We start from the raw sequence: 26822 nt of genomic DNA on the forward strand, positions 1-26822 counted from the left end.
GCTTCCCAGCACCCCGTTCGGCGATATTGTCCGCAATTCCGGTCCCTCTGCAACACGTCACAGGAATCGAGCACACCCAGGTCCTTGGGTGCGGGAACTCTTCGTCCGACAACGGGAGTCGTTCACGGCGCCGACGCGCCGTGGCTGGATTCCTGTGACGAGTAGGAATGAGGGAAGCTGGACGTATCGGGCGCTTATCCGGCCTCACCTCGCCGGATATCTTGGCCTATGGAGGGCGATTGGCGCGCGAGACGCGCTAAACTCATGCTAGGTTCAGGCACCAGTGTCACGGAGACCGAGAGATGGAGACGCAGCAGACAGTTCGCGATACGAAGGGCATGCTCGCAGGCATGACGCCTGTCCTTGCACCGGGGGAATTCGTCTTCTGCACCACCGTCGATGATCGGCTGGCTACGCGTGCGAGCATGGCTGCGCTGGCATGGTTTCGCGAGGCGGAAGGTGTGTCGCTCATTCTTGGCCGCGATGATGCGGCAACGCTCGGCTTCGACTGCGCCGTGCCAATGCGCCGTATCGTTCTTGAAGTCTTCTCGTCGCTGGAGGGTGTCGGCCTTACTGCCGCGGTGGCCTCGGCTCTGAGCCGGGCGGGCATTGCCTGCAACATGGTCGCTGCCTATCACCACGACCACGTCTTCGTTCCGTCGGACAAGGCCGCGCCGGCAATGCAGATACTGGAGGCGTTGCAGGCGTCCGCGTCCGCCTGAGCGCGTTCTCAGCCCGCAAGGTCGATTGCGAAGATGCCGCCGAGCGTCGTCCCACCCCTGGAGCCATCGCCGAAATCGGGCACCGGATATTCGGCCACGAGCCGCAGTTTTTCCTGCGGCAACGGCGTCCTGCGGGGATCGCCGATCAGCACCTCGATGCCAGCGGTCCGGCAATCCCTGAGAAAGCCGAGCATCCTGACCGCGAGGGTCTCCTCGTAAAAGACGTCACCGGCGAGAATGATATCCACGTCAGGCGGCGCGGTGGAAAGAAAATCGGCATGCCGCACGTCGACGGTGACGGCGTTTGCCTCGGCGTTGAGCCCGATTGCGGCGATGGCATTGAGGTCGATATCGGCAGCGGCGACGCTCGCCGCGCCACACTTCGCAGCCGCGATCGCAACGATACCGGCGCCCGCGCCGAGATCGACGACTCGGCGGCCGCGAACGCATTCGGGGTCGCTGAACAGGTGATGGGCAAGCACCGTTCCGCCGGCCCATCCATAGGCCCAATAGGGTGGCGGGTTGTCCGCATTGCGGGCACCGAGACGGGACAGGCCGCTTGCCGGATGCGCGGTATAGATGAGAATGTCCGGCAGCGCCGGCGCGGGGCGAAGATGCAGATTGGCAGTGATGAAGGCCCTGATATCCGCGATGGATGATTGGCCTCCCGTGGGGAGACCGTCGTCCGGGTGCAGACGTGTCATCCTCTCGCTCTCGCCCTCGCCCAAGCCCGGCTCCGATCAGTAGTTTTTCATTGCCAGATGCGGCATTCCGCCGTCGAGAAACGCGTCGCCATAGGCGGTGAACCCGAAGCGCTCGTAGAGTGCCACCTTGTCGCTCTGGGCGGTCAGATAGAAGCGGTTGTCGCGTGCCGCACGGTGCTCGTTCATCGCGTAGGCCATCATGGCGCTGGCAATGCCGTGACCGCGTGCGGCCTCATCGACGGCGACGCGGCCGATCTTGACGTGCTCGTCGGCATGGATGACGCGCAGGGTGCCGCGAACCTCGCCGTCCATGACCGCGACCACGTGATGCGCGGTGAGATCATGTCCGTCGAACTCTTCTTCAGCCGGCACCTTCTGCTCGACGATGAAGACGGCACGCCGAAGCTTGAAGGCTTCGTTGCAAAGGGTGCTGAAGACCGGAACCGCCAGAACCACTGTATCTGCCATCGCCATCCTCCCTACCGTCTTCGGCTGGCTAAATCTCAGCCCTTCTTCTTCGTAAACTTCGGCTTCGGACCGTTGCCGGGCTTGCCCTCGAATTTGGGCTTTCCTTCAAATTTGGGCTGGCCTTCAAATTTGGGCTGGCCTTCGAACTTGCCCGGCTTCTTGGCCCAGGGCTTGCTGTCGCGGCGCTCGTCGCGGTCGCCGGCGGACGGAGCCGCATCGGCGCGCGGGCCCTTCTTGAAACCGTCCTTCGGACGCTCGTCGCGGCGATCGTCGAATGGCTTCTTGGCAGCGTAGGGTTTCGACGGCGCGGACTTGTTGAAGTCGGGCGTGCCGTTCAGCTGGGTCACGCGGATGCCGCGCTCCAGCGCCTTGTTCGGGCCGATCGACTGCAGGAACGCGTCGGCGCTGTCGGCGGCGATCTCCACGAAGGTCTCGTCCTGCTGCATCTTGATCGCGCCGATTTCGCGCTTGGTGACGTTGCCGTTGCGGCAGAGCATCGGTATCAGCCAGCGCGGCTCGGCATTCTGCTTGCGCCCGACGGAGATGGAGAACCAGACGCTGGAACCGAAATCGTCGCGCGGACCCTTTTGGCTCGGCTCACGCGGGCCGTCGGCGTTGTCGCGACGCTTGCGCGGCGCATCCTGGACGGACACCTCGATCAGGTCCTCGGGCGCGGACTGGTTGGAGCGGTAGAGGTTGACGAAAGCAGTCGCGAGTTTCTCGGCGCCGTGGGCGGCGAGCAGGCGCTTGACCAGATCCTGCTCTTCCTCGCGGGGTGCTTCCGCAAAAATCGGATCGGCCAGCAGGCGTTCCTCGTCACGCGCGGTAACCTCTTCGGCGGACGGCGGGCGCGCCCAGGCAGCGGAGATGCCGGCGTTGTCGAGCAGACGCTCGGCCTTGCGGCGGGCGTTGAGCGGCACGATCAGTGCGCTGATGCCCTTGCGACCGGCACGACCGGTACGCCCGCTGCGGTGAAGCAGTGTGTCCGGATTGGTCGGCAGGTCCGCATGAATGACGAGATCGAGGCCCGGCAGGTCGATGCCGCGGGCGGCGACGTCGGTTGCGATGCAGACGCGGGCGCGGCCGTCGCGCATCGCCTGCAGCGCGTGGGTGCGTTCGTTCTGCGTCAGCTCACCCGACAGGGCGACGACGTTGAAATTGCGGTTGTGAAAGCGGGCCGTCAGGTGGTTGACGGCGGCGCGCGTCGAGCAGAAGACGATCGCGTTGGTCGCTTCGTAGTAGCGCAGGACGTTGATGATCGCATTCTCGCGGTCGCTCGGGGCGACGGCCAGAGCACGGTATTCGATATCGACGTGCTGCTTTTCCTCGGCCGTCGTCGCGACGCGCACGGCGTTCTTCTGGTAGCTCTTGGCGAGTTTGGCGATGGCGGCCGGAACCGTTGCCGAGAACATCAGCGTACGGCGGTCATCGGGCGATGCGTCGAGAATGAACTCGAGATCTTCGCGGAAACCGAGGTCAAGCATTTCATCGGCCTCGTCGAGCACGACCGCCTTCAGGCCCGACATGTTGAACGCCCTGCGGCGAATGTGGTCGCAGAGACGCCCAGGCGTGCCGACGACGATATGGGCGCCGCGTTCGAGCGCACGGCGCTCGCTGCGGATATCCATGCCGCCGACGCAGCTGACGATCACGGCGCCGGTCATCTCGTATAGCCATTCCAGCTCGCGCTTGACCTGCAGCGCCAGTTCACGCGTGGGCGCAATCACCAGGGCGAGCGGTTCGGCGGCCGGGCCGAAGCGCTCCTCGCCTTCGAGCAGCGTCGGAGCCAGCGCCAGACCGAAGGCGACGGTCTTGCCGGAGCCGGTCTGGGCGGAAACGAGCGCATCCGAAGCGGCGAGAGCCGGGTCGAGCATGGATTTTTGAACCGGGGTCAGATCGGTGTAACCGCGCTTGACCAACGCCTTGGCGATCGCCGGAGCGACGCCGCTGAAATCTGTCATCTTGTCTGTCTTTCGGAATTTTCAGGCGTATCGCACGCCGTGGCCGGAGCTTGCCGGTTGAAAAGTTGCGCTGTTCCTACTTCGTCAGGCGGCAAATGTCAAAGCGGATGTCCTTGCCACAACCAGACATCGACACTTTCGGCTCTTCCGCGGATTGCCGCCACCTCTGGACCGTCAAGCCGGCCGGAGTGCAGCGGTGCCGCGTCTGGACCCGCAGCCTGCATCAACGCCGTGCTCAACGCCAACTCGACGTGATGCGCCGCGGCAACTTCCATCAGCCGGCTGGCGACGTTCACGGTATCGCCGGACACTGTAATCTGCTGGCGAGTGCCGGTGCCAAGGCGCGAGGCGACAACCGGTCCGCAATGGGCGCCGGCCTTGAAACCTATAGCGCGGCCGGCAAGCACCGGATGGACGGCAAGCCAGGCGCTCATGCGCTGGCAAAGCCCGACGGCGCAGGCTGCCGCCCGCGTCGCGTCGTCACCGGCGGCCTGCGGCAAGCCGAAGAGAATCATGGCGCCATCGCCCATGAAGCTGGTGATCGCGCCGCCGTGGGCGCGCGCCTCGTCATCCAACAGTTCGAAGAAGCCGCTCAGCACCTCACGGACATTCGTCACGCCGATCGCCTCGCTCAATCCCGTGAATCCCGAAAGGTCGACGAAGACGACGGCAGCGTCCTGTCGGACGGGCTCCTGCAGAAAGTTCGGATCGCGCGCCAGCCATTCGCCGAGCCCAGGCGCCTCGATACGCTGCAGCAGGTCGCTCTCGGCGGCGAAGCGAGTGGCCCGCAGACGGTCGAACCACAGCTCCATCGCACCGTAAAGAAGAAGGGGCGGCAAGGTCGCGGCAACGGGCAATGCGGCACTGAACCAGTATCCGTGCGCAAATGCGAGCAGGTTGAGCGCCACCCAGACCAGCGCAACGGCTCCGATGGTGGCGTATCCGACGGCGCTGCGGCGCCATGCGAGAAGACTGATCAGCAGCAGCGGCAGGGCAACGGCAGCGGTGGCATCGAGCAAGCGGACCGCGTGGTCCCTGACGAGACCGTCGCCGGCGATCAGCTGCGTTATCGCCGTGGACATCACCTCGACGCCCGGCAAAACAGGATCGAACGGCGTCGGGAATACGTCGCCGCCGCCGGTAACGGTGGAACCGATCACCACGACCCGCCCCTCCACCGCCTTGGCCGGCAATTTGCCGTCGAGCGCATCAGCGGCGCTGTAGGTCGGGATCGTGCCGTGCGGGCCGTAGAAGGTGAGCGGCAACCGCTGCCCGCCATCAGTCGGCAGGTGACGGTCGCCCAGCGACAGTCCAGCCGGCGAGAAGGCCGGATTGATCCCCAGCGCAAGCGATGCGGCACGCAGCGGAAAGGACTGATCGACGCGATCTGCGCCGCGCGAGATGAGGGGAATATAGCGCGGCGTTCCGGTCTGATCGGTGGATACGTTGACGACACCGGTTGCGGCGGCATCGGCGAAGCGGGCCAGCGGCAGCAGCATCTGGCTCGCAAGCGGAATCGCCGCCAGCGGATCGTTGTCGTCGTGTGTCACCGACTGGGTACTTTCGGGAAAGACGCCAGCGGCGGCGACGACGCACGGAACCTGTCTCAGCGCGGCGGCAAGGGCTGCATCGCCCTCCTCTGGCCCCGGATCAACCAAAAGGAGATCAAGCGCCACGACCTTCGGCTTCAACGATGCGACTGCATCGATGAGGCGGGCAAGCGTTGCGCGGTTCAGCGGATAGCCGCTGGCCGCAGCGGTGCGATTGTCGATGGCAACGATGCTGACGATCGGCGGGGGCGTCCTCGTCCCGAGAGCCAGGCTCCTGAGATCGGTCAGCGACGCCTCGATACGGTCGAGGAAGCCGGCGTTGCCGGCAAGATGCATGTAGCCGAGCGAGCCGCCCCAGACGGCGGCGACTACCAGCGCTGTGGCAATCAGAAGCCTCCTGGCCTGCATGGGCGGCTACTGGCCAAGCCGGGCAAGCAGGGCTGCCGCCCGTGCCGGCGGCCAGCGGCGGACCGTCAGCGGGCCGCTGCCTGCCGTTACGTCAACGCCTTCCCCCACCGACAGGATGACTGTCTGCCGCGACGCGACCCGGCCAACGGCAACGCGGCCACGGACGACGAAGACCGCCGTCGTGCCATTCTTCACGTCGACGGCCCAGCGGGTGCCGCGAACGGCAGCGATCGCCTGTGGCGTCAGCACCTGGAAGCCCTGAGAGCGCCTTGCGCCATCAACATCGACCAGCACGGCCTTGTTGCGCAGCGATACGGCATCCGGGCGGCCATCGCGATTGCGGTCGACGAGATTGAAGCGCGCGCCGCCCTCGGCCGTGATGGTGACGCCATCGGCACAGCGCATGATCTGGCGCGACGTCCCCCCCACGCGCTCCATCGTGCATCCGCCGGACTGCGCGGACACGGCGCCGGACGAAAGCAGCAGCGCTGCAGCGAGCGCCGTCGAAAGAGCAAAAGGAAACCACGTATCGATGCGCATGAACGCCCCCGTCATGACGCCGGCGCCGACCGGCGCGGCCATAATACTCTGATTGCTCCGCAACGCATGCGAAAAACATGCTTCTGCTGCGGCTGGGATCAAGGTTGTCCTAAGCGCGGATCGGCACGCCCGTGTAGCGCGCTCTTGGACGGATCAGGTGGCCCCCCAAGACCTGCTCCATCGCATGCGCCAACCAGCCTGTGGATCTGGACAGCGCAAAAACGACCAGAGGTGCGTCCGCGGGCAGAGCGAAGGCAGCAGCCATCGCCGCCAGCGCGAAATCGATATTGGCGGCCTCGCCCAGCAGCTCCTCGCCGGTCTCAGCCAACTCGATATAAAGCGCCGGCACCTCGAACGCCGCCATGATCACCTTGGCGCGTATGTCACCCTGCGGATAAAGCTGATGACCGAACGGCCTCACGGCTCCTTCCGTCGCCAGGGTCAGCCGAATTGCTTCCCGCGCGCCAAGGGATCCGGCCTGTTGGGCAAGGCGCACCGCACTTTGCCACGCGCCGCCATGACGCGGGCCGGACAACGTCGAGAGGCCGGAAAGCGTGGCTGCGGCAAGCGAGGCACCAGAAGATGCCGTGACCCGCGCCGCAAAGGCAGAGACATTCAGCTCGTGTTCGGCGGCCAGCACAAGCGCGCGGCGGATTGGATCTGCCGCCTCCGGCCGTTTCCAGCCTATTGCGAGGCGCTCATGAATCGGCGCGCCATCGTAGCGGCCGGGCGCCAGCGCCGCGGCCACGGTAGACAACACCTTTGCGGCTTCCATCGCCAGAGCAGATGGCGAACGACCGAGAGCCGGCAGATCGACAGCCGCCCGGGCCGCAAGCTGTACAAAAGCGTCCCAGATCGGGGACGAAGCCCCCTCACGTCCTTCGCCGGTATCCAATGCGATCGCACCGGTATCCCACAACAGTGCAGCCGTCTCCTCCAGCGTGGCATGCTCGGCCCAGGCGGCGGCATCGCGTCCGCGATAGTAGAGACGCCCTTCCACGATCGTGGAGATCGTCGAGGGTAGTACCGGGTCGCCCCACTGGATTGTCTCGGCGGCAACCATCTCGGCCTTTCGCCGCCCGGCATGCCGTTCGGCCAGACGCGCAACGTCGGCGGCATTGTAGAGGCTGCGGCGCGGATCGGCCGGATCGGCCTTGGCGCGAATGCGACCACGGCTGACATTAGCGTAGAGCGTTTGCGGCTTGGTTCCGAGCTTCTCAAGCGCCTTTTCAGTCGACAGCCAGGACATCCACCCTCACACATTGATCTATTGCATCAAGATTGACGTCAATCAATCTAAGTCCGATCCTTCCTGCCGTAAAGGAGAAACACCATGAAAAACGGCTTGGAAGATGTCATCGCGGCGGAAACGCAACTCTCTGATGTGGACGGGGAAGCGGGGCGGCTGATCATCCGCGGCGTGTCGCTCGACCATCTGGTCTCAACGGAGAACTACGAGAGCGTTGCAGCACTTCTGCTCGACGGACTGACGGAGAGGCACTTCGGCGGCGACCAGTTGAGACCATGGCTGGGCCACGCGCGACAGCGCGTTTTCGCCCATGTGGCCGCCGCCGATGCGGCTTTGCTGGCGCTGCCGCCGGTCGATGCCGTGCGCGCCCTGATTGCGCGGCTGCCGGATGGGGAGGATTTCGAGACGGCGCTGCGGCTGCTGGCGGCGCCTGCGGTCTTCCTGCCGGCCATCCTGCGGCTTCAGGCGGGCGCCCAAGCACTGGTGCCTGATCCGTCCCTGACCCAGGCTGCCGATATCCTTCGCATGCTGACCGGGCGCGTGCCGAGCGCCGAGCAGACGGCCGCGCTTGATGCCTACCTGGTGACGATCTCAGACCACGGCCTCAACGCCTCGACATTCGCCTCACGCGTGATTGCCTCGACGCGGGCAGGCCTCACCTCGTCCATTGTTGGAGCGATCAGCGCTCTCAAGGGGCCGCTGCACGGCGGCGCGCCGGGGCCAGTGCTCGACATGTTCGACCAGATCGGCCGCGAGGAGAACGCGCGCGCCTGGCTTGCGGATGCGCTCGACCGCGGCGAGCGGCTGATGGGCTTCGGACACCGCATCTACCGGGTGCGCGATCCGCGCGCCGATGCGCTGAAGGGCGCGCTGAAGCCGCTGATCGCCACCGGGCAGGTCGACGACGGCCGCATCGCGCTCGCAGAGGCCGTCGAGCATGCGGCCATCACCATACTGCGGGAACGCAAGCCGGGCCGGCCGCTCGAGGTGAACGTCGAGTTCTACACAGCGCTTGTGCTGGATGCACTGGGCTTCCCGCGCGAGGCCTTCACCGGCGTCTTCGCGATCGGCCGAACCGTCGGCTGGATTGCACATGCCCGCGAACAGGCGCTCAACGGCAGGCTGATCCGGCCAAGATCGGTCTATATCGGGCCCCTGCCGCAGGCGGCGTAGCTCATCTCTCAGCCGTTCACGTAGGCAGCGAATTGTTCCAGCGTCGAACGGCATCCGGCTTCGTTGTCTTCGAGCCGGATACCGGATGGAATGTTGTCGCAGGTCATTGTTACATCGGTGCCGACGGCGACTGGCGCGCGTGTCGTGCTGATCGTCATTTCACCGGCAAAAGCGGGATCGGACGAGGCGAACCGTGTCGTCCAGACCACACGTTCAGCCGTGACGAGCCCTGCAAATCGCCCCTCGAACGTGTCGGTGCCTTCGGTGGTCTTGCCCTGTGTGTGGTCGTCGTCCGGATAGACGAGCGACATGCTGAAGCGGCCGCCTTCGTGGGGCTCGAACGCGTTGACAACACCGCGCATCGATCCCGGCGGCAGCCAGGTTACGACGGCATGCGGATCGAGAAACGCCGCGTAGATCGTCTCGCGCGGAGCATGGATCATCTTCGAAACAGTCGTGCGGCGAGCATTGTTCCCGCCAAAGCTAGCCGACGGGCGTAGATTTTCAATCCTATGGCGATAAAGTTGCACGCGGGGGCCGACATATCCGAAAAAAGAAAACCCCGCAGCGCGTTGCTGCGGGGTGAACTCCTGCCAGACCGAAAACGGCTACTTGCTCAGACCAGCCGGCTCTGCTCGGTCGCGGCTTCGATGAAGCTTGCAAACAGCGGATGCGGGTCGAGCGGACGGCTCTTCAGTTCCGGGTGGTACTGGACGCCGATGAACCACGGATGGTCGGCATATTCGACAGTTTCCGGCAGCACGCCGTCCGGGGACATGCCGGAGAAGACGAGGCCGCAGTTTTCCAGCCGGTCCTTGTAGTCGACGTTGACTTCGTAGCGGTGGCGGTGGCGCTCGGAAATATCAGTCGATCCGTAGATATCCGAGATCTTGGTGCCCTTCTTCAACGCCGCCTTGTAGGCGCCGAGGCGCATCGTGCCGCCGAGGTCACCGGCAGCGTTGCGCTTCTGCAGCTCGTTGCCCTTCACCCACTCCGTCATCAGTCCAACGACCGGTTCCTTAGTCGCGCCGAACTCGGTCGACGACGCGTTCTCGACGCCGGCCAGGTTGCGGGCAGCCTCGATCACCGCCATCTGCATGCCGAAGCAGATGCCGAAATACGGCACCTTGCGTTCACGCGCAAAGCGCGCAGCATGGATCTTTCCTTCGGAACCGCGTTCGCCAAATCCCCCCGGAACCAGGATGCCGTGCACCTTTTCGAGGTAAGGCGCCGGGTCCTCCTTTTCGAAGACTTCCGATTCGATCCACTCAAGATTGACCTTGACCCGGTTGGCGATGCCGCCGTGGTGCAGCGCTTCGATCAGCGACTTGTAGGCATCCTTGAGGCCGGTGTACTTGCCGACGATCGCGATCGTGACCTCGCCTTCTGGTGTGCGAATGCGATTGCAGACCTCTTCCCACTGGTCGAGACGGGGTTTGGGCGCCGGCTCTATACCGAAGGCGGCCAGAACTTCGTTGTCGAGGCCTTCCTTGTGGTAGGCGATCGGCACGTCGTAGATGTTGGCAACGTCAAGCGCCTGGATGACGGCCGACGGGCGCACGTTGCAAAAGAGCGAGAGCTTGCGGCGCTCGGCTTCCGGAATTTCGCGATCGGCGCGAACGAGCAGGATATCCGGGTGGATACCAAGGGCCTGCAGTTCCTTGACGGAGTGTTGCGTCGGCTTGGTCTTCAGCTCGCCGGCTGCCGGAATGTAGGGCATCAGCGTCAGGTGGACGTAGATCGCAGTACCGCGCGGCAAATCGTTGCCGAGCTGGCGGATCGCCTCCATGAACGGCATGGCCTCGATGTCGCCGACCGTACCGCCGATCTCACAGATGACGAAATCATAGTCGTCATTGCCTTCGACCACGAAATCCTTGATCTCGTTGGTGACGTGCGGAATGACCTGGACGGTGGCACCGAGGTAGTCGCCGCGGCGTTCCTTGTCGATGATGTTCTTGTAGATGCGGCCGGTGGTGATGTTGTCGGTCTTGGTCGCCGAACGCCCGGTAAAGCGCTCGTAGTGGCCGAGATCGAGATCGGTTTCCGCACCGTCGTCGGTGACGAAGACTTCGCCGTGCTGGGTCGGGCTCATCGTGCCCGGATCCACGTTCAAATAGGGGTCTAGCTTGCGAAGCCGCACCCGATAACCACGGGACTGCAGCAACGCTCCGAGAGCCGCGGCCGCAATTCCTTTACCGAGAGAGGAAACCACGCCGCCAGTGATGAATACGTATCGCGCCATGGGAGCCACCGGATACCTTTTCAAAAACGATTCCACCAGCCCTAAAATTCATTTCCTGAATTTTAGGGCTTTAGTTTTCACAGCATTCTTCCTGCGTCGTCGACGCGTGTGCTGTGTGGCGAAATCTGAACAAATGAAAACCGGCAGACCCGAGGGCCTGCCGGCGGTTTAAGTCGTCTGCCGCTTACTGCCCGCTGGGGACGGTCGCGGGTGCTTGGGCCGGAGCCGCCGGCGTGGTCGCCTGCGGTGCTGCCGGAGCAGTCTGTGCGGCGGGTGCAGCCGGAGCCGTCGCGGCGGGAGCGCTTGCTGCCGGCGCTGCGGGAGCGCTTGCTGCGGGAGCGTCGCCGCCCGTGGGAACGCCGTTGCCCTGCTGGGCGGGCGCCTGTGCCGGAGCAGCGGCGCCGTTCTGGCCGCCGAGCGAATCAAGGATGCCTTTGCCCGCGCCGCCAGTTGCCGGAATGCGGTTCAGAATGTCCGTCGGACGCGCTTCGTAGCGGTTCAGGATGCCGAGACCAAGCGAGGTGATGAAAAACAGCGTCGCAAGGATCGCGGTGGTGCGGGTCAGCGCATTGGCCGTGCCGCGGGCAGACATAAAGCCCGAACCGCCGCCGATACCGAGACCGCCGCCTTCCGAGCGCTGAATGAGCACGACGCCGACAAGCGCCAGCACGATCATGAGATGAATGACAATCAATACGGTCTGCATGGGTCCAGTCCTGCCCGCGCAAAGCAGGCATAAAGTAAAATTCTGGCGCTCTTTACATGAGGTAATCCGCTATTCCAAGCCCTACGGCCCGGAATAAACACGGCTCTAAGCAAGCAGCGCTTCGTATGCGCCGTAGATGGCGAGGAAATCCGTGGCTTTCAAGCTCGCGCCGCCGATCAATGCGCCGTCGACATTTGCGACGCCCATGAGCTCCCTTGCATTGCTCGGCTTGACGGAGCCGCCGTAAAGGATGCGGATCTTCTTGCCGTTCTCGCCGAAGCGAGCAACCAGTTCTGAGCGCATGAAGGCGTGCGCCTTCTCGACGTCCTGCACGGTCGGCGTGACGCCGGTTCCGATCGCCCAGACAGGTTCGTAGGCGATGACGGTGTTTTCAGGCGTGGCGCTTTCCGGAACAGACGCGGACAGCTGGCGCTTGATGACATCGAGGGTCTGGCCGGCCTTGCGTTCATCCGCCGTCTCGCCGAGGCAGATGATGGCAGTCAGCTCTGCCGCAAACGCAGCCTCCGCCTTGGCGCGGACGAGATGGTCGGTCTCGGCGTGGTCGGTGCGGCGCTCGGAATGGCCGACGATGACGTGGGTGCCGAAGCAATCGGCAATCATCTCGGCGGAAATATCGCCGGTGTGCGCACCCGAGGGGTTCTGGTGGCAATCCTGTGCGCCGATGGCGAGCGGGCTATCCGTGCAAAGCGCGGTGGCGACATAAAGCAGCGTTGCCGGCGGGCAAATCAGCGCTTCAACCTTCGCGGAAAACGGGCCGTCGACGCCCTCGGCAATCGCTTTGATCTGGTCGAGGGAGGCACGTGTGCCATTCATTTTCCAGTTTCCCGCCACAAGCGGGCGCACGTCAGGGGTCATGCCAGCCTTCCCAGTTTCTCGGTATCAAGCGGCCTTAGCAAAAGCCCACGGCAATGAAAAGGTTTTGGACCCTTACGTAAGGGAAATAAGGGCGATTTGCAGCGCAAATGCTTAAGATTGGTGTGCGGCGTTGCCTAAAGTCCGGTGGCACCGGAGAAAACAGACGCCTGCCCCCGTCCTGTTCAGGAGGCGAGAAGCCAGTTCAGAGCCCGACGCCAGTCGATCATGCGGATCGGCGTTCCGTGGTTGCCCGTCTGGTAAAGTGTGAAATGCGCGGAATACCCGGCCTTGTGGAGCTTCTCGTACAGCGTCTGCTGGTCGCCGGCGGCGTAGACCGGATCGCGGCTGCCATGGACGAACCAGAGGGGCAGTTTCGCCTTGTAAAAAGCGCTCTTGATGAACTCGGGATCGGTGACGCCGCTCATGATCACCATGCCCTTCAGTCGCTTGACGCTGTCCGGATCACGGCTGACGCCCCAGCAGACCTGACTGCCCATCGAGGCGCATGCCAGGATGACCGGCTTGCCGGGAGATTGCTGGCTGGCGTAGCGGATCAGGCCGGCGATCGCGGCAACGCCGTCGCTGTCGAACGTCTTGACCGTCGGCGAGTAGTAGACCCCGCCATTGCCGGCGACGAGGTTCTTCAGGCGGTTGAAGTTGCCGCCGAACGTATAGTCGTTGGCGCCGAGGCGCCGGTCGCCATTTCGCCCGTGGACGAAAATAACCGTGAATGCCGCACCCGCAGCCTGTCCCACCCTGGTGACATCGAGCCTCAAGCCGTCGAGCGTGAGGGTCTCGTCCGCCTGGACTTTGCGCACGCCGAGCGACACGTATTTCTGCTGGGCTCGTTTTTCCGGGATCTGGTCGCGGCCGTTGATGTCGCGCATTTCGTCGTAGTCGATGACGTCGAAGGCGCCGTTGTCACCGGTCTGGAGGACTTTTTGTGTGGAAAACAGATCGTCCTTGTAGGGCGGCAAACGGTCGGCCGTCCGGCCTTCACCGGCAGCCATCATGAAAAAGGCCGCAATTGCCGCGATAGTGGTGCAATGACTTGTGGACATTCGCATGCGCATGGTTCCCTGGGGCCTGTGGCCGCTTGCCATTCCGCCCCCTTCAACGCAAACCATTTCGTGAGAAAGTCCGCCGGATGAGGCGGCGTCGCGTATCGAGGTGCTTTCTGGCAGACTCTGCCTGATTCGCAAACGTGATATCAAATGCGGTGATTTTGGGTCAGGCCCAGGCGTAAGCAGCTTGCCCACGACAGGATAAAGATCTGAACGGCCCCATGGACGATAGCAACGACCTCTTTTCCGGATTGCCCCTGACAGCAAAGCAGGAGGATGCGCCCAAGGCGCCCGAGCCGGCTGCCAAGCCGGCGCCGACGGCACCTTCGCCGGACTCCGCTTCTGGCGCGATGTCGCGATCGGCGCCGACGAGTTCGACCTCCGAAGACTACGGCGCCTCCTCTATTCGCGTTCTGGAAGGCCTCGAGCCGGTCCGCATGCGCCCGGGCATGTATATCGGCGGCACCGACGAGAAAGCCCTGCACCACCTGTTTGCGGAAGTCATCGACAACTCGATGGACGAAGCGGTCGCCGGTCACGCCAACTTTATCGAGGTCTATCTTGATCTCGAAGGCTACCTGACGGTCAGCGACAACGGCCGCGGTATTCCGGTCGAGAACCATCCGCAGGCGCCTGGAAAGTCGACGCTCGAAGTCATCATGACCAAGCTGCATGCCGGCGGCAAGTTCGACGGCAAGGCTTACGAAACCTCCGGCGGTCTGCACGGCGTCGGCATCTCCGTCGTCAACGCGCTATCCGACTTGCTTGAAGTGGAGGTGGCGCGCAACCGCAAGCTCTATCGTCAGCGCTTTTCCCGCGGCCTGCCGCTGGGCGGGCTGGAAGAACTCGGCGACGTCCACAACCGGCGCGGCACGCGTGTCCGCTTCCATCCCGATCCGCAGATTTTCGGTGACCACGCCAAGTTCGATGCAGGGCGCGTGTTCCGCATGGCGCGCTCGAAGGCATACCTCTTCGGCGGCGTCGAGATCCGCTGGAGCTGCGAGGAAGGCGTCCTTCCCCCGGGCTCCGACATTCCTGACAAGGCGGTCTTCCATTTCCCCGGCGGCCTGAAGGATTATCTGCAGGCGACGATGGGCAAGGAATTCACCGTCACCCGCGAAATCTTTTCAGGCAAGACGGAGAAGACCAGCGGCCACGGTTCGCTCGAATGGGCGGTCACCTGGTATGGCGGCGACCCGCAGCTCCATTCCTATTGCAACACCATCCCGACACCCGAAGGCGGGACACATGAAGCGGGCCTGCGCATTGCGCTCACCAAGGGCCTCAAGAACTACGCCGAGCTGACGCAGAACAAGCGCGCGGCACAGATCAATACCGACGACGTGATGATCTCGGCTGTCGGGATGCTCTCCGTTTTCATCCGCGAGCCCGAGTTCGTCGGCCAGACGAAGGACAAGCTGGCAACGGTGGAAGCCCAGCGCATCGTCGAAAACGCGTTGCGCGACCCGTTCGACCATTACCTTGCCGACAACCCCAACGAGGCGGCCAAGCTGCTCGACTGGGTTATCGAGCGCGCCGAGGAGCGCTTGCGCCGTCGCAAGGAGAAGGAAGTCAACCGCAAGACCGCGGTGCGCAAGCTGCGCCTGCCAGGTAAGCTTGCCGACTGCTCGCAAAACACCGCACAAGGCGCCGAACTCTTCATCGTCGAAGGCGATTCGGCAGGTGGATCGGCCAAGCAGGCGCGCAACCGCGCCAACCAGGCCATCCTTCCGCTGCGCGGCAAGATCCTCAACGTCGCCAGCGCCGGCCGCGAAAAGCTCGGGGCCAACCAGCAGCTTGCCGATCTGATCCAGGCGCTCGGTTGCGGCACGCGTTCGAAGTATCGTGAGGAAGACCTTCGCTACGAACGCATCATCGTCATGACGGACGCCGACGTCGACGGCGCACACATCGCCTCGCTGCTGATCACCTTCTTCTATCAGGAGATCCCCGAGCTCGTGCGTGGGGGCCACCTGTTTCTTGCCGTGCCGCCGCTCTACAAGATCACGCAGGGCGCCAAGTCCGCCTATGCGCGCGACGACGTTCATCGGCAGGAGCTGATGGAGACGGAATTCAAGAGCAAGGCGAAGGTCGAGATCAGCCGCTTCAAAGGTCTCGGCGAAATGCTGCCTGCGCAGCTCAAGGAAACCACCATGGATCCGCGCAAGCGCACGCTGCTGCGCGTGCTGATCGACGAGGTGGATTTCGAGGGCACGCGCACGGCAGTCGACGATCTCATGGGCACAAAGCCGGAAGCCCGCTTCCGGTTCATTCAGGATCGCGCCGCTTTTGCCGAGAATCTCGATATCTGACGATCAGTCGAGCCGAACTTCGATTGCAGTTTTCACGGAATTGGCGAGGAAGCAGAGTTCGTGCGCCTGATGGTGCATCTCCTCCTCGGCCTCCCGGGTGGGCGCATCGCCTGAGTAGACGACACGGGGTTTCAGCTCGATGCGGCTGACGAGGGTCTTGCCATCGACCGTCTCCATATAGCCGATCGCGTCATCGACGTAACTTTCGATCCCCATGCGCTTCTTTGATGCGATCCACAGGAAGAAGAGCATGTGGCAGCTCGACAGCGCCGCAACGTAGGCCTCCTCCGGATCAACGTTTTCGGCCACGGCGTAGGGCAGCGGTACATTGTGCGGCGAGGCAGAGGCCGGAATGGTCAGGCCGCCGTCGAACGTCCAGCTATGGCCGCGGCTGTAGCGTCCGTCTGTGAAGCTGCCCTCGCCGCGCTCCCATGCGACCTGTGCCGAAAACGTCGTCATTGTCATTCTCTCTGGGTCGTTGCCTGGCGCGTCAGGCGCGCCGTGGTTAGCTGAAGATGGTTGGACAGGGCGCCTAGCGCCGCCTCCTTATCGCGCCGTTCGCAGGCATCGATGATGGCGCCGTGCTCGGCATGAAGGATGACCCGCTCGTCGGAGCCTTTCGGCTGGCGCGCATAGGCGCGGCGCGACTCGCGGCGCAGGTGGTCGATCATGTCGAGAAGCCGGGCATTGCCGCATCGCCCGTAGAGCACGCGGTGAAAGTCGATATCGAGTTCTTCCAGCGTCCGCGGATCGTCCTCCTCGACGAGATCCTCGTTCAGGCGGCGCGCCTTGCGCAAATCGCTGTCCGTCAATGCCGGCAGCGAAGCGCGCAGCGCCGTCTGCTCGAGCGAAGCGCGGATCTCGGCAAGTTCGCGTGCCTGTTCCTCGCTCAGCGCCGCAACAGCAAGGCTTCGGTCCGGACGCCGATCAAGCAGGCCAGAGGCCAGCAACCTGTCCAGCGCTTGGCGCACAGGCTGGCGGCTGACGCCGAACCGTTCCGCAAGGAGTTCCTGCTTGAGGACGGCGCCCGGCGGCAGCATACCGCCCTCGATTTCACGCTGAAGCACAACAACGATTTCATTTGTATCCATGGATCCAAACTACGCGCAAAAATCTGATCCAGCAACGATGTCGAAGGGTTTTTGTCATATTGCTTGCGGAAAGCGGGGTTATGCAGCTTGGTGCCGATTGCCGCTGTCGCGGCCAGGCCGGGCCAAGGATAATCAGCGATGACGCTTGCGCCCGAGAGACGCATGGCCCATATCCTTAGGCATAAAAAGGGGAAAAAGACGACGTGAGCCTTCCGAGCAACAATGTCCAGAGAGAGTCGCGATGGCTCGGTCCATCCACCCCTACGCGCACGCCATTGATCCCGTCGATCTCGGCTGCACGTTGGCTCCTGATCCTTGTCGTCGCGGCCGGCGTCTATTTTTTCTACGGTTTTGCCGTGCCGGTGCTTGCGGCACTGGTGATCGGCTTCGCCAGTTGGCCGCTCTACCGGCGGCTGCTCGTCCGGGTGGGTGGCAACACGACGATCGCGGCGACGATCGCGATCTTGCTGATCGTCACCTTTCTCGTTATTCCGATCGTGCTCGCGGTGAGCTACACCACCGGCGAAGTGCGCGAATGGGTCGCCTGGCTGATCCACGCCAACCGGTTCGGCGCGCCGACGCCGCAGTGGATCCTCGCGCTGCCCTTTGCCGGACCCTATCTCGACGAACTCTGGAGCAAGTATATCGGCAGCCCCGGCACCATGGGCGAGCTCATTCAAGCAATCAGCGGTGCCAATATCGGCAGCATCTATCGAGCCCTCCTGGCGGCCGGCGGGGGAGCCTTCCATCTGCTTCTGACGTTGCTGTTCATGCTGATCGCGCTTTTCTTCGTCTATCGCGACGGCGCGTCCTTCTCCCGCCAGATCGACATGCTCGGCGAGCGAATTCTGCCCAACCGATGGGAGCGGATTTCCCGCGTCGTGCCGGCAACGATCAGCTCGACGGTCATGGGCATGACATTGATCGCGATCGGCGAAGGCATCGTGCTCGGCGTAGCCTACTGGATAGCGGGCGTGCCCTCACCCGTTACACTCGGCGTGCTGACGGGCATCATGGCGCTGGTACCGGGCGGCGCGCCGCTGTCCTTCACGCTGGTCTCGGTCTACCTGCTTGCCAGCGGTTCACATGTGGCAGGCATCAGCCTGTTCGTATGGGGGACGGTCGAACTGTTCATCGTCGACAAGACGCTGCGTCCGAAGCTTGTCGGCGGTCCGATCAAGCTACCCTTCCTGCCCACCTTCTTCGGCCTGATCGGCGGCGTCAAGACCATGGGATTCCTCGGGCTTTTCATCGGCCCTGTACTGATGGCTCTGCTCGTCGCCATCTGGCGCGAATGGATGCACGAGGTGCGCAACGCGGATCAGGGCGAAGTCGGCCCGCAAGTCTTGATCGATGAGCAGGCTCCGCCAAGTCAGCGCGTCGCCGAAGGCTGATCACCCCAGCCGCTTTTCCATGAACAGGCTAAGCGGATCGGGCAGATAGCTGCCGAACGGCTCGATTTCGACGTAGCCATACTTGCGATAGAGGGCGATTGCCTCGGGCTGGTAGATACCGGTCTCAAGCTGGATGGCAACCAGCTTCCTCTCTCCCGCGCAAGCTTCCAACGCGTTCATCAGCTTGCTCGCGACCTTCAGGCCCCGTGATTCAGGATCGACGAACATCCGCTTGATCTCGGCCGTGCCGTCTCCGGCCTCGACCAGCGCACAGCAGCCGACGATGGCTTCGTCATTTCGCGCGACGAAAAAGCTCACGGTCGGTTTCTCAAGGGCCGAAAGATCGACGAGGTGGTTGCTTTCTGGCGGATAGAGCGACTGCGCATAGGCATCGGACAATTCCAGCAGGCGAATCACGCCTTCCTGACGCGGCGTTTCCAGAGCTGTTGTAACGGACAAGGCATTTTCCTGCGGCATTCGAAAGAATCCAGGTTCGCACGACACAAGTTCCTGCAGACAGCCTTCTTTCGGTTGAAATTGCACTCTCTAAGAGAGCGATAGTTTCAATATTGCAAAGGCATGAATATGCAAGCGGTCCTTATCGCCATGACCATTCTTGGATGCAACGACGCGGTCACGCAGTGCAATTACGTCGCCACCGTCGACAAACGCTGGGACACGGTCGCGATGTGCGACGCCGAATCCGAAAGGCAGCTGAAGCACTATACGAGCATCAGCTACCCCACCGTGATCGCCGTCTGCGAACCGCCGAAGCCTACCTCTGCTCCGGAGCAGCCGAAGATCGCCGCGTCAGTGCCTGCGCCTCCCGCTCAACCGGAAACGCAAGCACAGGGTGGCGTGTCGGGCTTTGCCGATCGGATGGCAGCCCGGGTGCGGGAACATCTGCCCTCCGGCCACGCCATGAAATCGGCGCTCGCAACGCCGGTCCATTTCGTATCGGGGAGCTATTCCTGGGTCGTCAAGCGTCTCGGCCACTAAGCCGCAGCAAGCGAAGTCATCTGCGCATACCCCCGCGCGGACTGGCGCTGTTCCGCGACATGCAGCTTCTCGACCATCTCGATAAGCTCCTGAACCGCGACATGCGCGCTGTCGCGGTGGCGGAAGGCGTCGAGAAGCCGGCCGGAGACATTGGCCAGCATGGTTCCGGAGGTCTTCCTGGACGCCTCGCGCCAGAGGAGCGTCGCCTCGACAAAGACAACGCTGATCTCGCGGGCAAGACCCGCAGATTCATAGAGCGCGCGGACGGCGTGCGTGCGTCCCGTCGCCAATATCGAGCGGACACGCCTTTCGTCGCAGCCGGTGAGATTGACGACGGCACCGGCGAAGAAGTCCACCTTGCCGGAGCAAAGCGTATGCATGAGGAAGGACGGTGTCAGCCGGCCACTGACGCGGAGATGCTCCACCAGATCGGAAACCTCCCTTGGCGCAATCTCGCCCGCAATTGAGACGATCGCGGCCTCGGTCGCTTCCCGCGCGATTCGCTGCAGACGGTTTGTCCCGATCGCTGCCTGCGCCAGAGGCAGGTTGATCAGAGCGTTGCTGACGTGCTGGGTCAGCAATTGGCGTGCGTCGGCAGGAAGATCCAGACGGTCGAGCAGCAGGTTTCGAACATCGCAGCAGCAGCCGAGCCGTTCCGCGATGCGCTTTAGCGAGTATGGTGCGATGGCCGCCCCGTCATTTTCAAGAAGGCAAAGAACCTCCTCTTCCTCGCCGATTTCCGCCAGTGCAGCCGAGACCGGGCGCGAGATCGCAACGCGCGCAGCAATCAGCATACGGGTCAGCGAGCTGCCGCGAGCGGCAAGATCGACAAGGTCGGAGTCGGACAGAAGCGGCGAACAGCTAACGGCGTGGCAGGCGATTTCAGGCTGGTCTCCAGCCAGCGAAAGCACGACGGCACGCGGTGCGTCCGGAGACCACCCTATTGCCTCGGCAAGAGCGAGACGAACTTTCGGCGACGGATCGTCGAGCAGGAAGGTCATAGCCATCTCGGCGGCGGCGCGCTCATCCAGAGACATGTCCGACTGCAGAAAGGCTCGACCAAGGGCATTTGCCGCCCGCGCCCTATCTCCTGCCTTGGCGGTTTCAACCCAACGAAGAAATGCTTCTACGATCACCGCGAACCCCAATGCTCGAGCGCGATTCCTTCGCACTCCAAACGTTGAGGATTACGGTAGCGGCAAAAAGTTTATGATTGGTTCATCATATTTATTAACCCCCGAGAAGGCAGTCAGACCTGCGGCCGGAACATTTCGAAGACCTCGCTGCTTTCGCTGTAATCCATGTAGCCAAGGCGGGCCACAGGCCTTGCAAGCGCCATATCCAGACGACCGTTGCGAACAATCGCCTCGTCAATGTGGATACCGACGACCTCGCCGAAAACCATGACATTCTCGGAGGGCTCGCCAGAAAGCGATTTCGGCTCCAAGATATCGGTCACCTTGCATTCCAGCACCGCCAAGGCTTCCGCCACATAGGGCGCAGCCACGAGCTCGCCCTTCTTCGCCGTCAGACCGGACAGCGCGAACTCGTCAACGCCGTAGGGCACAGCCGCCGATGAGATATTCATCCGTTCGACAATGTTCCGGCTGACGAAGTTGCAGGTGAACTCGCCAGTTTCGGTCGCGTTGCGCTGGCTGTGCTTGCGCCCGCTGGAGGAAAACATCACCAGTTTTGGCCGATCGGACACGGCGTTGAAGAATGAGTACGGCGCAAGGTTGAGTGAGCCGTCGCTTCCCCGGCTGCCGATCCAGCCGATCGGGCGTGGCGAAACGATCGCCTTAAAGGGATCGTGCGCAAGGCCATGCCTGTTGGTGTCGGTGGTGTAGAACATCAGTCGCCTCCGCCGACCCAGGTGACGGTTTGCGCCAGCTCCGGACGGGGACGCTCGACCGCAGGAACGGCAGTCGAGCCGATGTGAATGAAGCCGGCAACCTTTTCCCCAGGCTGGACACCGAGAACCGGATAGGCGCGCTCGTCGTAGGCGAACCATTCCGTGAGCCAATTGGCGACCCAGCCATGGGCGTTTGTCGCGAAGATGATGTTGAGGCACACAGCCCCGGCGGACATCAATTGCTCCCACTCGGGGATCTTTGTGTGCGGGCCGGCCTTGCTGACGACGGCGACAACGACGGGCGCACGCGTGAGACGGTTGCGTTCCACCTCGATCATCTCATCCGAGAGCTCCGGCTTTGCCGCGAGCGCGAGTTTCAAAAGCTCCTCGCTGATACGCGCACGTTCCTCTCCGCGATAGACGATGAAGCGCCAGGGCGCCAGTTTCCCGTGGTCGGGCACGCGCGAGGCAAGGCGCAAAATTTCCTCGATTTCTACCTTTTCGGGACCCGGCTCGGACATCTGGAAGGCGGGGATGGAGCGGCGCACGCCGAGATAGTCGATCAGCTTGATATCGGATCTCATATGCAAGAAACTTTCATTTTCGTCGCAGTGTGGGGGATGGGTCTTGAATTTGCCATCGCGTTGGTCTTGAAGTGGCCTCTGTGATTTCAGAAGTCAATTGGTTCACAAAACACATGCTCGGCATTTTGCCTTTCGCGCGCTTGAGTCTTGCCGTGGTGTTGGTCGCCGTGATGCCCCTGGGCGCCGGAGCACAGGACGCCTTCAACGATTTCAAGCAGCTCGACACCACGACGAAGATGCCGAAACTCAACGCCTTCATCGCGCCGGGAACGGCGCCTGAAGGCTCGAAGCTGCATGCCGTTGCGCTGGAGGCGAAGCTTACTACGAGTGGCGACCCCGTTCAGGACGGACTGTCCTGGTACGTGTTCAGCCCGATTGCAGGAAACGACGGAAAACTGCCGCTGATCGCGAGTTCACAGGGCGGTTCCGCTGACTTCCAGCTCGCCGCCGGAGACTATTTCGTCAACGTTTCCTTCGGCCGTGCAGGCGTCACCCGCAAGCTGACGGTTCCCGAAGACGGTCAGGTCGAGAAGCAGACGATGGTGCTGGAGGCAGGAGGCTTGCTGCTGAACGCGGTCTCGGGCTCCGACGTGCGCATTCGCCCCGATCAGCTCAGCTTCTCGATCTATTCCGCCGATGTGCGCGACGATGGCGAGCGCGGACTTGTCATGGCCGACGTGCCGCCGAACACGGTGGTCCGGCTGAACGCGGGCACCTACCACGTCGTTTCGGAATATGGCGAAACCAATGCCTCCGTCCGCGCCGACATTCAGGTCGAGGCCGGCAAGTTGACCGAAGCGACGATCCAGCACAAGGCCGCGCAGATCACCTTCAAGCTCGTATCCGACCAGGGAGGCGAAGCGATTGCCGATACCGCATGGTCGATACTGACGGCGGCGKGCGACAGCGTCGGCGAAAGCGTCAGCGCGTTCCCGACGATGGTGCTTGCAGAAGGCGAATACTCCGCGGTCGCCCGCAACAAGGACAGGATCTACCAGCGCGACTTCAAGGTCGAGGCAGGCAAGAACACCGATGTCGAAGTCCTGATGAAGGACGTGCAGCCGGAACAGCCGGCCGCCGCGGCAACGACGGTGCAGCAGATTCCGCCAGAACAACGGGGGCAGGCCGCCCAGGCTGGCCAATCTCAGCGGCAGGCACCCCTTCCCTCCTATGATCAACTCCAGGGCGGCGCGCCGAGCAGCGAAGACTCCGACTGAATGAAAGTACGCGCGGCCATCGCCCGTCCTTTCACTCGCGGCCTCGCAGCATCAGCCTTGCCGTCATGGTCATCAATAGGAAACGCCCGGCCGTGAGGACCGGGCGCTTGCATTTGTGGCGTATAAGGTGCGGCCTCAGGCAGCCTTTGCCTTGCGCGCCTCAGCCTTGCGGCGCACGTCCGGCGGCGTTGCTTCGAGCGTCAGCGAGACGATCGCCTCGTCGAGCGACATGGAGGTCTGTTCCTGGCTGCCGAGACGACGGATATTGACCGTACGCTCTTCGGCTTCCTTCTTGCCGCAGACGATGATCACCGGCACCTTCGTGACCGAATGTTCGCGGACCTTGTAGTTGATCTTCTCGTTGCGGAAGTCGGTCTCGACATTGAGGCCGGCGTCACGCAGCGCTTCGGCAACTTCGGCGCCGTAGCCGTCCGCTTCAGACGTGATCGTTGCGACGACGATCTGCTGCGGGGAAACCCAAAGCGGCAGGTGACCGGCGAAGTTCTCGATCAGGATGCCGAGGAAGCGCTCCATCGACCCGCAGATGGCGCGATGGATCATCACGGGCTGCGTCTTTTCGGAGTTGCTGTCGATGTAGAAGGCACCGAAGCGTTCCGGCAGGTTGAAGTCGACCTGCGTCGTGCCGCACTGCCATTCGCGGCCGATCGCGTCCTTCAGCGTATATTCGAATTTCGGCCCATAGAACGCCCCTTCGCCCGGCAGGATGCCGGTCTTGATGCGTCCGCCGGACTGCTCCTCGATCTGCTTCAGAACGTCCATCATCACGCTTTCGGCGCGATCCCAGAGAGCATCGGAGCCGACGCGCTTGTCGGGCCGGGTCGAGAGCTTGACGACGATCTCCTTGAAACCGAAGTCTTCGTAGACAGAAAGGATCAGGTCGTTGATCTTCAGGCATTCGGCGGCCATCTGCTCGTCGGTGCAGAAGATGTGCGCGTCGTCCTGCGTGAATCCGCGCACGCGCATCAGGCCGTGCAGAGCGCCCGACGGCTCATAGCGATGGACCGTGCCGAATTCGGCTAGGCGGATCGGCAGCTCGCGGTAGGATTTCAGGCCGTGCTTGAAGATCTGGACGTGACCGGGGCAGTTCATCGGCTTCAGCGCGAAGACGCGGTCGTCATCCGTGCCGTCGCCGGCGACCGTGACCTTGAACATGTTGTCGCGGTACCAGCCCCAGTGACCGGAGGTCTCCCAGAGCGACTTGTCGAGCACCTGCGGCGCGTTGACTTCCTGATAGTCGCCGGCGAGACGGCGACGCATGTAGGATGTCAGCGTCTGGAACATGCGCCAGCCCTTGCCGTGCCAGAAGACGACGCCCGGACCCTCTTCCTGGAAATGGAACAGGTCCATTTCGCGGCCGAGACGGCGGTGATCACGCTTTTCGGCTTCGGCGAGGATGTGCAGGTAGTTGTCGAGATCTGCCTGTTCGGCGAAAGCCGTCCCGTAGATGCGGGTCAGCATCGGGTTGTTGCTGTCGCCACGCCAGTAGGCACCGGCAACCTTCATCAGCTTGAAGGCAGTGCCGATCTGGCCCGTCGAGGCCATGTGCGGACCGCGGCAAAGATCGAACCAGTCGCCCTGGTAATAGATCTTCAGATCCTGGCCTTCCGGGATCGCATCGACGAGTTCGACCTTGTACTGCTCGCCCTTGGCGGCAAACACTTCCTTGGCCTTCTCGCGCGACCACACCTGTTTGGTGAAGGGCGCGTTGCGGGCGATGATTTCCTTCATCTTCTTTTCGATCTTCGGAAGATCGTCGGGGGTGAAGGGCTCGTTCTTGGCAAAATCGTAATAGAAGCCGTTCTCGATCACCGGACCGATCGTGACCTGCGTACCGGGCCAAAGCTCCTGCACGGCTTCTGCCATGACGTGGGCTGCGTCATGCCGGATCAGCTCCAGCGCGCGGCCGTCGGCGCGGGTGACGATCTCGATCCTGCCATCCGTTACGGGATCGGACAGGTCGCGCACGGTGCCGTCGATCGCAATGGCGACAGCCTTCTTGGCAAGCGACTTGGAAATGGATTCTGCGACATCCCTGCCGGTTGCCCCAGCGTCGTAGCTGCGCACGGAACCATCGGGAAATGTCAGGGAAACGGATTGGGACATTTAGAATTCTCCTTGTCCAGTCCCGCCAACGAATGCGGGTGGTTGCAATGAAGCGCTTCGTCCGCACGAATGCGCCGCCGCCTGATAGCCAGATTTGGTGCTCTAGTAAAGAAAAAGACCGCTCAGCCGAGCATTTCTGCAAGCCCGCGAACCGTATTCCAGTTGCGCAACGTGCCGACGCCCATGCGTTTGGTCGTCAGCGCGGACAGCAGCTTCCATTCGCTCGGCCTGCCGGCAAAATCGATCCAGAGATCGCCGCGGGTTATCGCCAGGCGTTGATTGGCCGCGGCGTATCTCCGGAGCCCATCGAGCGCCGAGCGGTCGAGCGGGTTGCGCATCACCCGCACGATGACCTGACTGCCCTCGCCGTCCTGAAACGGGTTGGCCTTGGCAAGATCAGACCAGTCTGCGCCGCTGCGCACGATGATATCCACCGGCTTGCCGAACTTTGTCTTGAAGGCGGCTTCGAGTTTTGCCTCGATATCCCCGACCGGCGCATCGGCTGCCTCAAAGACGATGTTGCCGGTCGAGACCAGTGTTCGGGGATTGCGATATCCGGTCCGCTCGGCCATGTCGCGAAGGTCGGACATGACGACACGGCGTCCGGGTGCCAGAACGATGCTGTGCAGGAGTGCTACATAGACTGCCACGCCGTCAGCCCGCCTTGCGCCCGAACGCGAGGTAGCGCCATGGCGTCCACCAGTGAAAGCGCTCTGCGAGGTGCTCGGGCACAGGATCGAGGCCGCTGGTGCCGCCCGGTCCGCAGCGCCCGACGCGGAACAGCGTCATCCATCCTCCGCCCCACAGGCCATGACGCGCGATGGCCTCGTAGCCATATTCGGAACAGGTCGGGATGTGCCGGCAGGAATTGCCGACAAACCCGGACAGTGTCAGCTGATAGGTTCGGATGACGGCCATACCCAGCAGCCGATCGGGCGTCTTGCGGAATGGCCCGGAATAGTTGCGCGACCGCCGCAGGGGATTTTTCCGGGGGGACTCTGCAGCCCCTCCCTCATCTTCCGGATCGTCGTGGTGTTTGGAGCAGAAATCGCACATCGCCCGCGTCGCTCAAGCCTCGACAGTTTCGGTACGCCTGGCTTCGATCTGGCCGATGGCATCGACGACGGCGTCGAAGGTCAGCATGGTCGAGGCGTGGCGTGCCTTGTAATCCTTGACGGGGCGCAAATAGCGCATGTCTTCGAACCGACCCTGCGGCCCGTCGCCGTCCGCCTTGAGCATTGCGAGCATATCTTCGCGCGCCTTGCGCAATTCGTCCGAGGTGGCACCGATGACGTGGCGCGCCATGATCGAGGAGGACGCCTGTCCAAGCGCGCAGGCTTTTACGTCGTGGGCGAAGGCGGTGACGGCGTCGCCGTCCATCTTCAGCCAGATCCTGACTTTGGAACCGCAAAGCTTGGAGTGCGCCTGGGCGCTTGCATCTGCATCCTGCAAGCTGCCGATAAGCGGAATATTGCCGGCAAATTCGAGGATTTTGCTGTTATAGATATCGTCCATCGTGGATTCCGCTCCAGAATACATGCGGATTGGCGTCTTGATCGTCATTGTAGCACAAACAAAAACAC

Annotated in this window: 27 protein-coding genes; 6 read left to right on the plus strand and 21 right to left on the minus strand. The window is 62.9% G+C overall.

The genetic code is table 11. From position 1 onward, the window contains the following. Window positions 1-302: 302 nt before the first annotated feature. The gene (locus tag AC1DMK_RS00305; protein ID WP_037061690.1) at window positions 303-722 is read left to right on the plus strand and encodes an ACT domain-containing protein; all 420 of its coding nucleotides are present in this window, start codon (window positions 303-305) and stop codon (window positions 720-722) included. An 8-nt stretch (window positions 723-730) separates the two neighbouring features. Here AC1DMK_RS00305 and AC1DMK_RS00310 read toward each other — a convergent pair whose 3' ends face one another. The 6 genes from AC1DMK_RS00310 to AC1DMK_RS00335 form a co-directional block, all read right to left on the minus strand. Further along, window positions 731-1426 (minus strand): class I SAM-dependent methyltransferase, encoded by a 696-nt coding sequence (locus AC1DMK_RS00310; protein ID WP_477856506.1) that lies wholly within the window; start codon window positions 1424-1426, stop codon window positions 731-733. 36 nt (window positions 1427-1462) lie between these two features. Continuing rightward, window positions 1463-1894 carry a GNAT family N-acetyltransferase gene (locus AC1DMK_RS00315; RefSeq protein ID WP_477856507.1) on the minus strand — a complete coding sequence of 144 codons (432 nt, stop codon included), beginning with the start codon at window positions 1892-1894 and terminating at the stop codon, window positions 1463-1465. Between the two features lie 35 nt (window positions 1895-1929). Continuing rightward, on the minus strand, window positions 1930-3855 hold the full coding sequence (locus AC1DMK_RS00320) for a DEAD/DEAH box helicase (protein WP_477856509.1): 1926 nt from the start codon (window positions 3853-3855) through the stop codon (window positions 1930-1932). Window positions 3856-3953: 98 nt separating this feature from the next. Continuing rightward, on the minus strand, window positions 3954-5813 hold the full coding sequence (locus tag AC1DMK_RS00325; protein WP_477856511.1) for a CHASE2 domain-containing protein: 1860 nt from the start codon (window positions 5811-5813) through the stop codon (window positions 3954-3956). Window positions 5814-5819: 6 nt separating this feature from the next. Beyond that, window positions 5820-6347 (minus strand): FecR domain-containing protein, encoded by a 528-nt coding sequence (locus AC1DMK_RS00330; protein WP_477856885.1) that lies wholly within the window; start codon window positions 6345-6347, stop codon window positions 5820-5822. 115 nt (window positions 6348-6462) lie between these two features. Continuing rightward, on the minus strand, window positions 6463-7602 hold the full coding sequence (locus AC1DMK_RS00335; protein WP_477856513.1) for a citrate synthase: 1140 nt from the start codon (window positions 7600-7602) through the stop codon (window positions 6463-6465). Between the two features lie 84 nt (window positions 7603-7686). On the opposite strand from AC1DMK_RS00335, the gene AC1DMK_RS00340 reads away from it, so the two are divergent. Next, a complete protein-coding gene (locus tag AC1DMK_RS00340; protein ID WP_477856514.1) occupies window positions 7687-8775 on the plus strand; it encodes a citrate synthase/methylcitrate synthase in 1089 nt (362 codons plus the stop codon). Window positions 8776-8783: 8 nt separating this feature from the next. Here the strand turns inward: AC1DMK_RS00340 and AC1DMK_RS00345 are convergent, their stop codons facing one another. The 5 genes from AC1DMK_RS00345 to AC1DMK_RS00365 form a co-directional block, all read right to left on the minus strand. Beyond that, on the minus strand, window positions 8784-9218 hold the full coding sequence (locus tag AC1DMK_RS00345; protein WP_477856516.1) for an SRPBCC domain-containing protein: 435 nt from the start codon (window positions 9216-9218) through the stop codon (window positions 8784-8786). 173 nt (window positions 9219-9391) lie between these two features. Further along, window positions 9392-11020 (minus strand): CTP synthase, encoded by a 1629-nt coding sequence (locus tag AC1DMK_RS00350; protein WP_477856518.1) that lies wholly within the window; start codon window positions 11018-11020, stop codon window positions 9392-9394. 184 nt (window positions 11021-11204) lie between these two features. Further along, window positions 11205-11726 (minus strand): preprotein translocase subunit SecG, encoded by a 522-nt coding sequence (gene secG, locus AC1DMK_RS00355; protein ID WP_477856520.1) that lies wholly within the window; start codon window positions 11724-11726, stop codon window positions 11205-11207. Between the two features lie 105 nt (window positions 11727-11831). After that, window positions 11832-12602: a triose-phosphate isomerase gene (gene tpiA, locus AC1DMK_RS00360; RefSeq protein WP_037061678.1), complete on the minus strand. Its 771-nt coding sequence runs from the start codon at window positions 12600-12602 to the stop codon at window positions 11832-11834. A 182-nt stretch (window positions 12603-12784) separates the two neighbouring features. Continuing rightward, window positions 12785-13669: an alpha/beta hydrolase gene (locus AC1DMK_RS00365; RefSeq protein WP_477856521.1), complete on the minus strand. Its 885-nt coding sequence runs from the start codon at window positions 13667-13669 to the stop codon at window positions 12785-12787. A 218-nt stretch (window positions 13670-13887) separates the two neighbouring features. On the opposite strand from AC1DMK_RS00365, the gene parE reads away from it, so the two are divergent. Continuing rightward, the gene (parE, locus tag AC1DMK_RS00370) at window positions 13888-15978 is read left to right on the plus strand and encodes a DNA topoisomerase IV subunit B (protein WP_037061675.1); all 2091 of its coding nucleotides are present in this window, start codon (window positions 13888-13890) and stop codon (window positions 15976-15978) included. A 3-nt stretch (window positions 15979-15981) separates the two neighbouring features. On the opposite strand, the gene AC1DMK_RS00375 is transcribed toward parE, so the two are convergent. Both AC1DMK_RS00375 and AC1DMK_RS00380 read right to left on the minus strand, forming a co-directional pair. Beyond that, window positions 15982-16437 (minus strand): OsmC family protein, encoded by a 456-nt coding sequence (locus AC1DMK_RS00375; protein ID WP_477856523.1) that lies wholly within the window; start codon window positions 16435-16437, stop codon window positions 15982-15984. 2 nt (window positions 16438-16439) lie between these two features. After that, window positions 16440-17069 (minus strand): GntR family transcriptional regulator, encoded by a 630-nt coding sequence (locus AC1DMK_RS00380; protein WP_477856525.1) that lies wholly within the window; start codon window positions 17067-17069, stop codon window positions 16440-16442. A 203-nt stretch (window positions 17070-17272) separates the two neighbouring features. On the opposite strand from AC1DMK_RS00380, the gene AC1DMK_RS00385 reads away from it, so the two are divergent. Then, a complete protein-coding gene (locus tag AC1DMK_RS00385; protein ID WP_037061672.1) occupies window positions 17273-18463 on the plus strand; it encodes an AI-2E family transporter in 1191 nt (396 codons plus the stop codon). Here the strand turns inward: AC1DMK_RS00385 and AC1DMK_RS00390 are convergent, their stop codons facing one another. Beyond that, window positions 18464-18922, minus strand: coding sequence for a GNAT family N-acetyltransferase (locus AC1DMK_RS00390; RefSeq protein WP_477856527.1), 459 nt, complete (start codon window positions 18920-18922; stop codon window positions 18464-18466). It abuts the gene before it with no gap. A gap of 126 nt (window positions 18923-19048) precedes the next feature. Between AC1DMK_RS00390 and AC1DMK_RS00395 the strand changes: the two genes are divergently transcribed. After that, window positions 19049-19462: a hypothetical protein gene (locus tag AC1DMK_RS00395; RefSeq protein WP_477856529.1), complete on the plus strand. Its 414-nt coding sequence runs from the start codon at window positions 19049-19051 to the stop codon at window positions 19460-19462. Here AC1DMK_RS00395 and AC1DMK_RS00400 read toward each other — a convergent pair. From AC1DMK_RS00400 to AC1DMK_RS00410, 3 genes are all read right to left on the minus strand, one after another. Further along, the gene (locus AC1DMK_RS00400; RefSeq protein ID WP_477856530.1) at window positions 19459-20598 is read right to left on the minus strand and encodes a DUF2336 domain-containing protein; all 1140 of its coding nucleotides are present in this window, start codon (window positions 20596-20598) and stop codon (window positions 19459-19461) included. The genes AC1DMK_RS00395 and AC1DMK_RS00400 overlap by 4 nt on opposite strands. A gap of 113 nt (window positions 20599-20711) precedes the next feature. Then, the gene (locus AC1DMK_RS00405) at window positions 20712-21314 is read right to left on the minus strand and encodes a flavin reductase family protein (RefSeq protein ID WP_037061671.1); all 603 of its coding nucleotides are present in this window, start codon (window positions 21312-21314) and stop codon (window positions 20712-20714) included. Continuing rightward, window positions 21314-21898: a nitroreductase family protein gene (locus tag AC1DMK_RS00410; RefSeq protein WP_037061670.1), complete on the minus strand. Its 585-nt coding sequence runs from the start codon at window positions 21896-21898 to the stop codon at window positions 21314-21316. Before AC1DMK_RS00410 ends, AC1DMK_RS00405 begins: the two co-directional genes overlap by 1 nt. A gap of 113 nt (window positions 21899-22011) precedes the next feature. Between AC1DMK_RS00410 and AC1DMK_RS00415 the strand changes: the two genes are divergently transcribed. Then, window positions 22012-23115 carry a hypothetical protein gene (locus AC1DMK_RS00415; RefSeq protein ID WP_477856532.1) on the plus strand — a complete coding sequence of 368 codons (1104 nt, stop codon included), beginning with the start codon at window positions 22012-22014 and terminating at the stop codon, window positions 23113-23115. Between the two features lie 135 nt (window positions 23116-23250). On the opposite strand, the gene thrS is transcribed toward AC1DMK_RS00415, so the two are convergent. From thrS to AC1DMK_RS00435, 4 genes are all read right to left on the minus strand, one after another. Beyond that, complete coding sequence (gene thrS, locus AC1DMK_RS00420) at window positions 23251-25239, minus strand: threonine--tRNA ligase (RefSeq protein WP_477856534.1); 1989 nt, start codon at window positions 25237-25239, stop codon at window positions 23251-23253. A gap of 122 nt (window positions 25240-25361) precedes the next feature. Continuing rightward, a complete protein-coding gene (locus tag AC1DMK_RS00425; protein WP_037061668.1) occupies window positions 25362-25889 on the minus strand; it encodes a DUF1697 domain-containing protein in 528 nt (175 codons plus the stop codon). A gap of 4 nt (window positions 25890-25893) precedes the next feature. Beyond that, complete coding sequence (yidD, locus tag AC1DMK_RS00430; RefSeq protein ID WP_477856536.1) at window positions 25894-26295, minus strand: membrane protein insertion efficiency factor YidD; 402 nt, start codon at window positions 26293-26295, stop codon at window positions 25894-25896. 12 nt (window positions 26296-26307) lie between these two features. After that, a complete protein-coding gene (locus tag AC1DMK_RS00435; protein WP_037061666.1) occupies window positions 26308-26754 on the minus strand; it encodes an iron-sulfur cluster assembly scaffold protein in 447 nt (148 codons plus the stop codon). Between the last annotated feature and the right edge of the window lie 68 nt (window positions 26755-26822).

This window comes from Rhizobium sp. 05L419 (genome assembly GCF_056397845.1).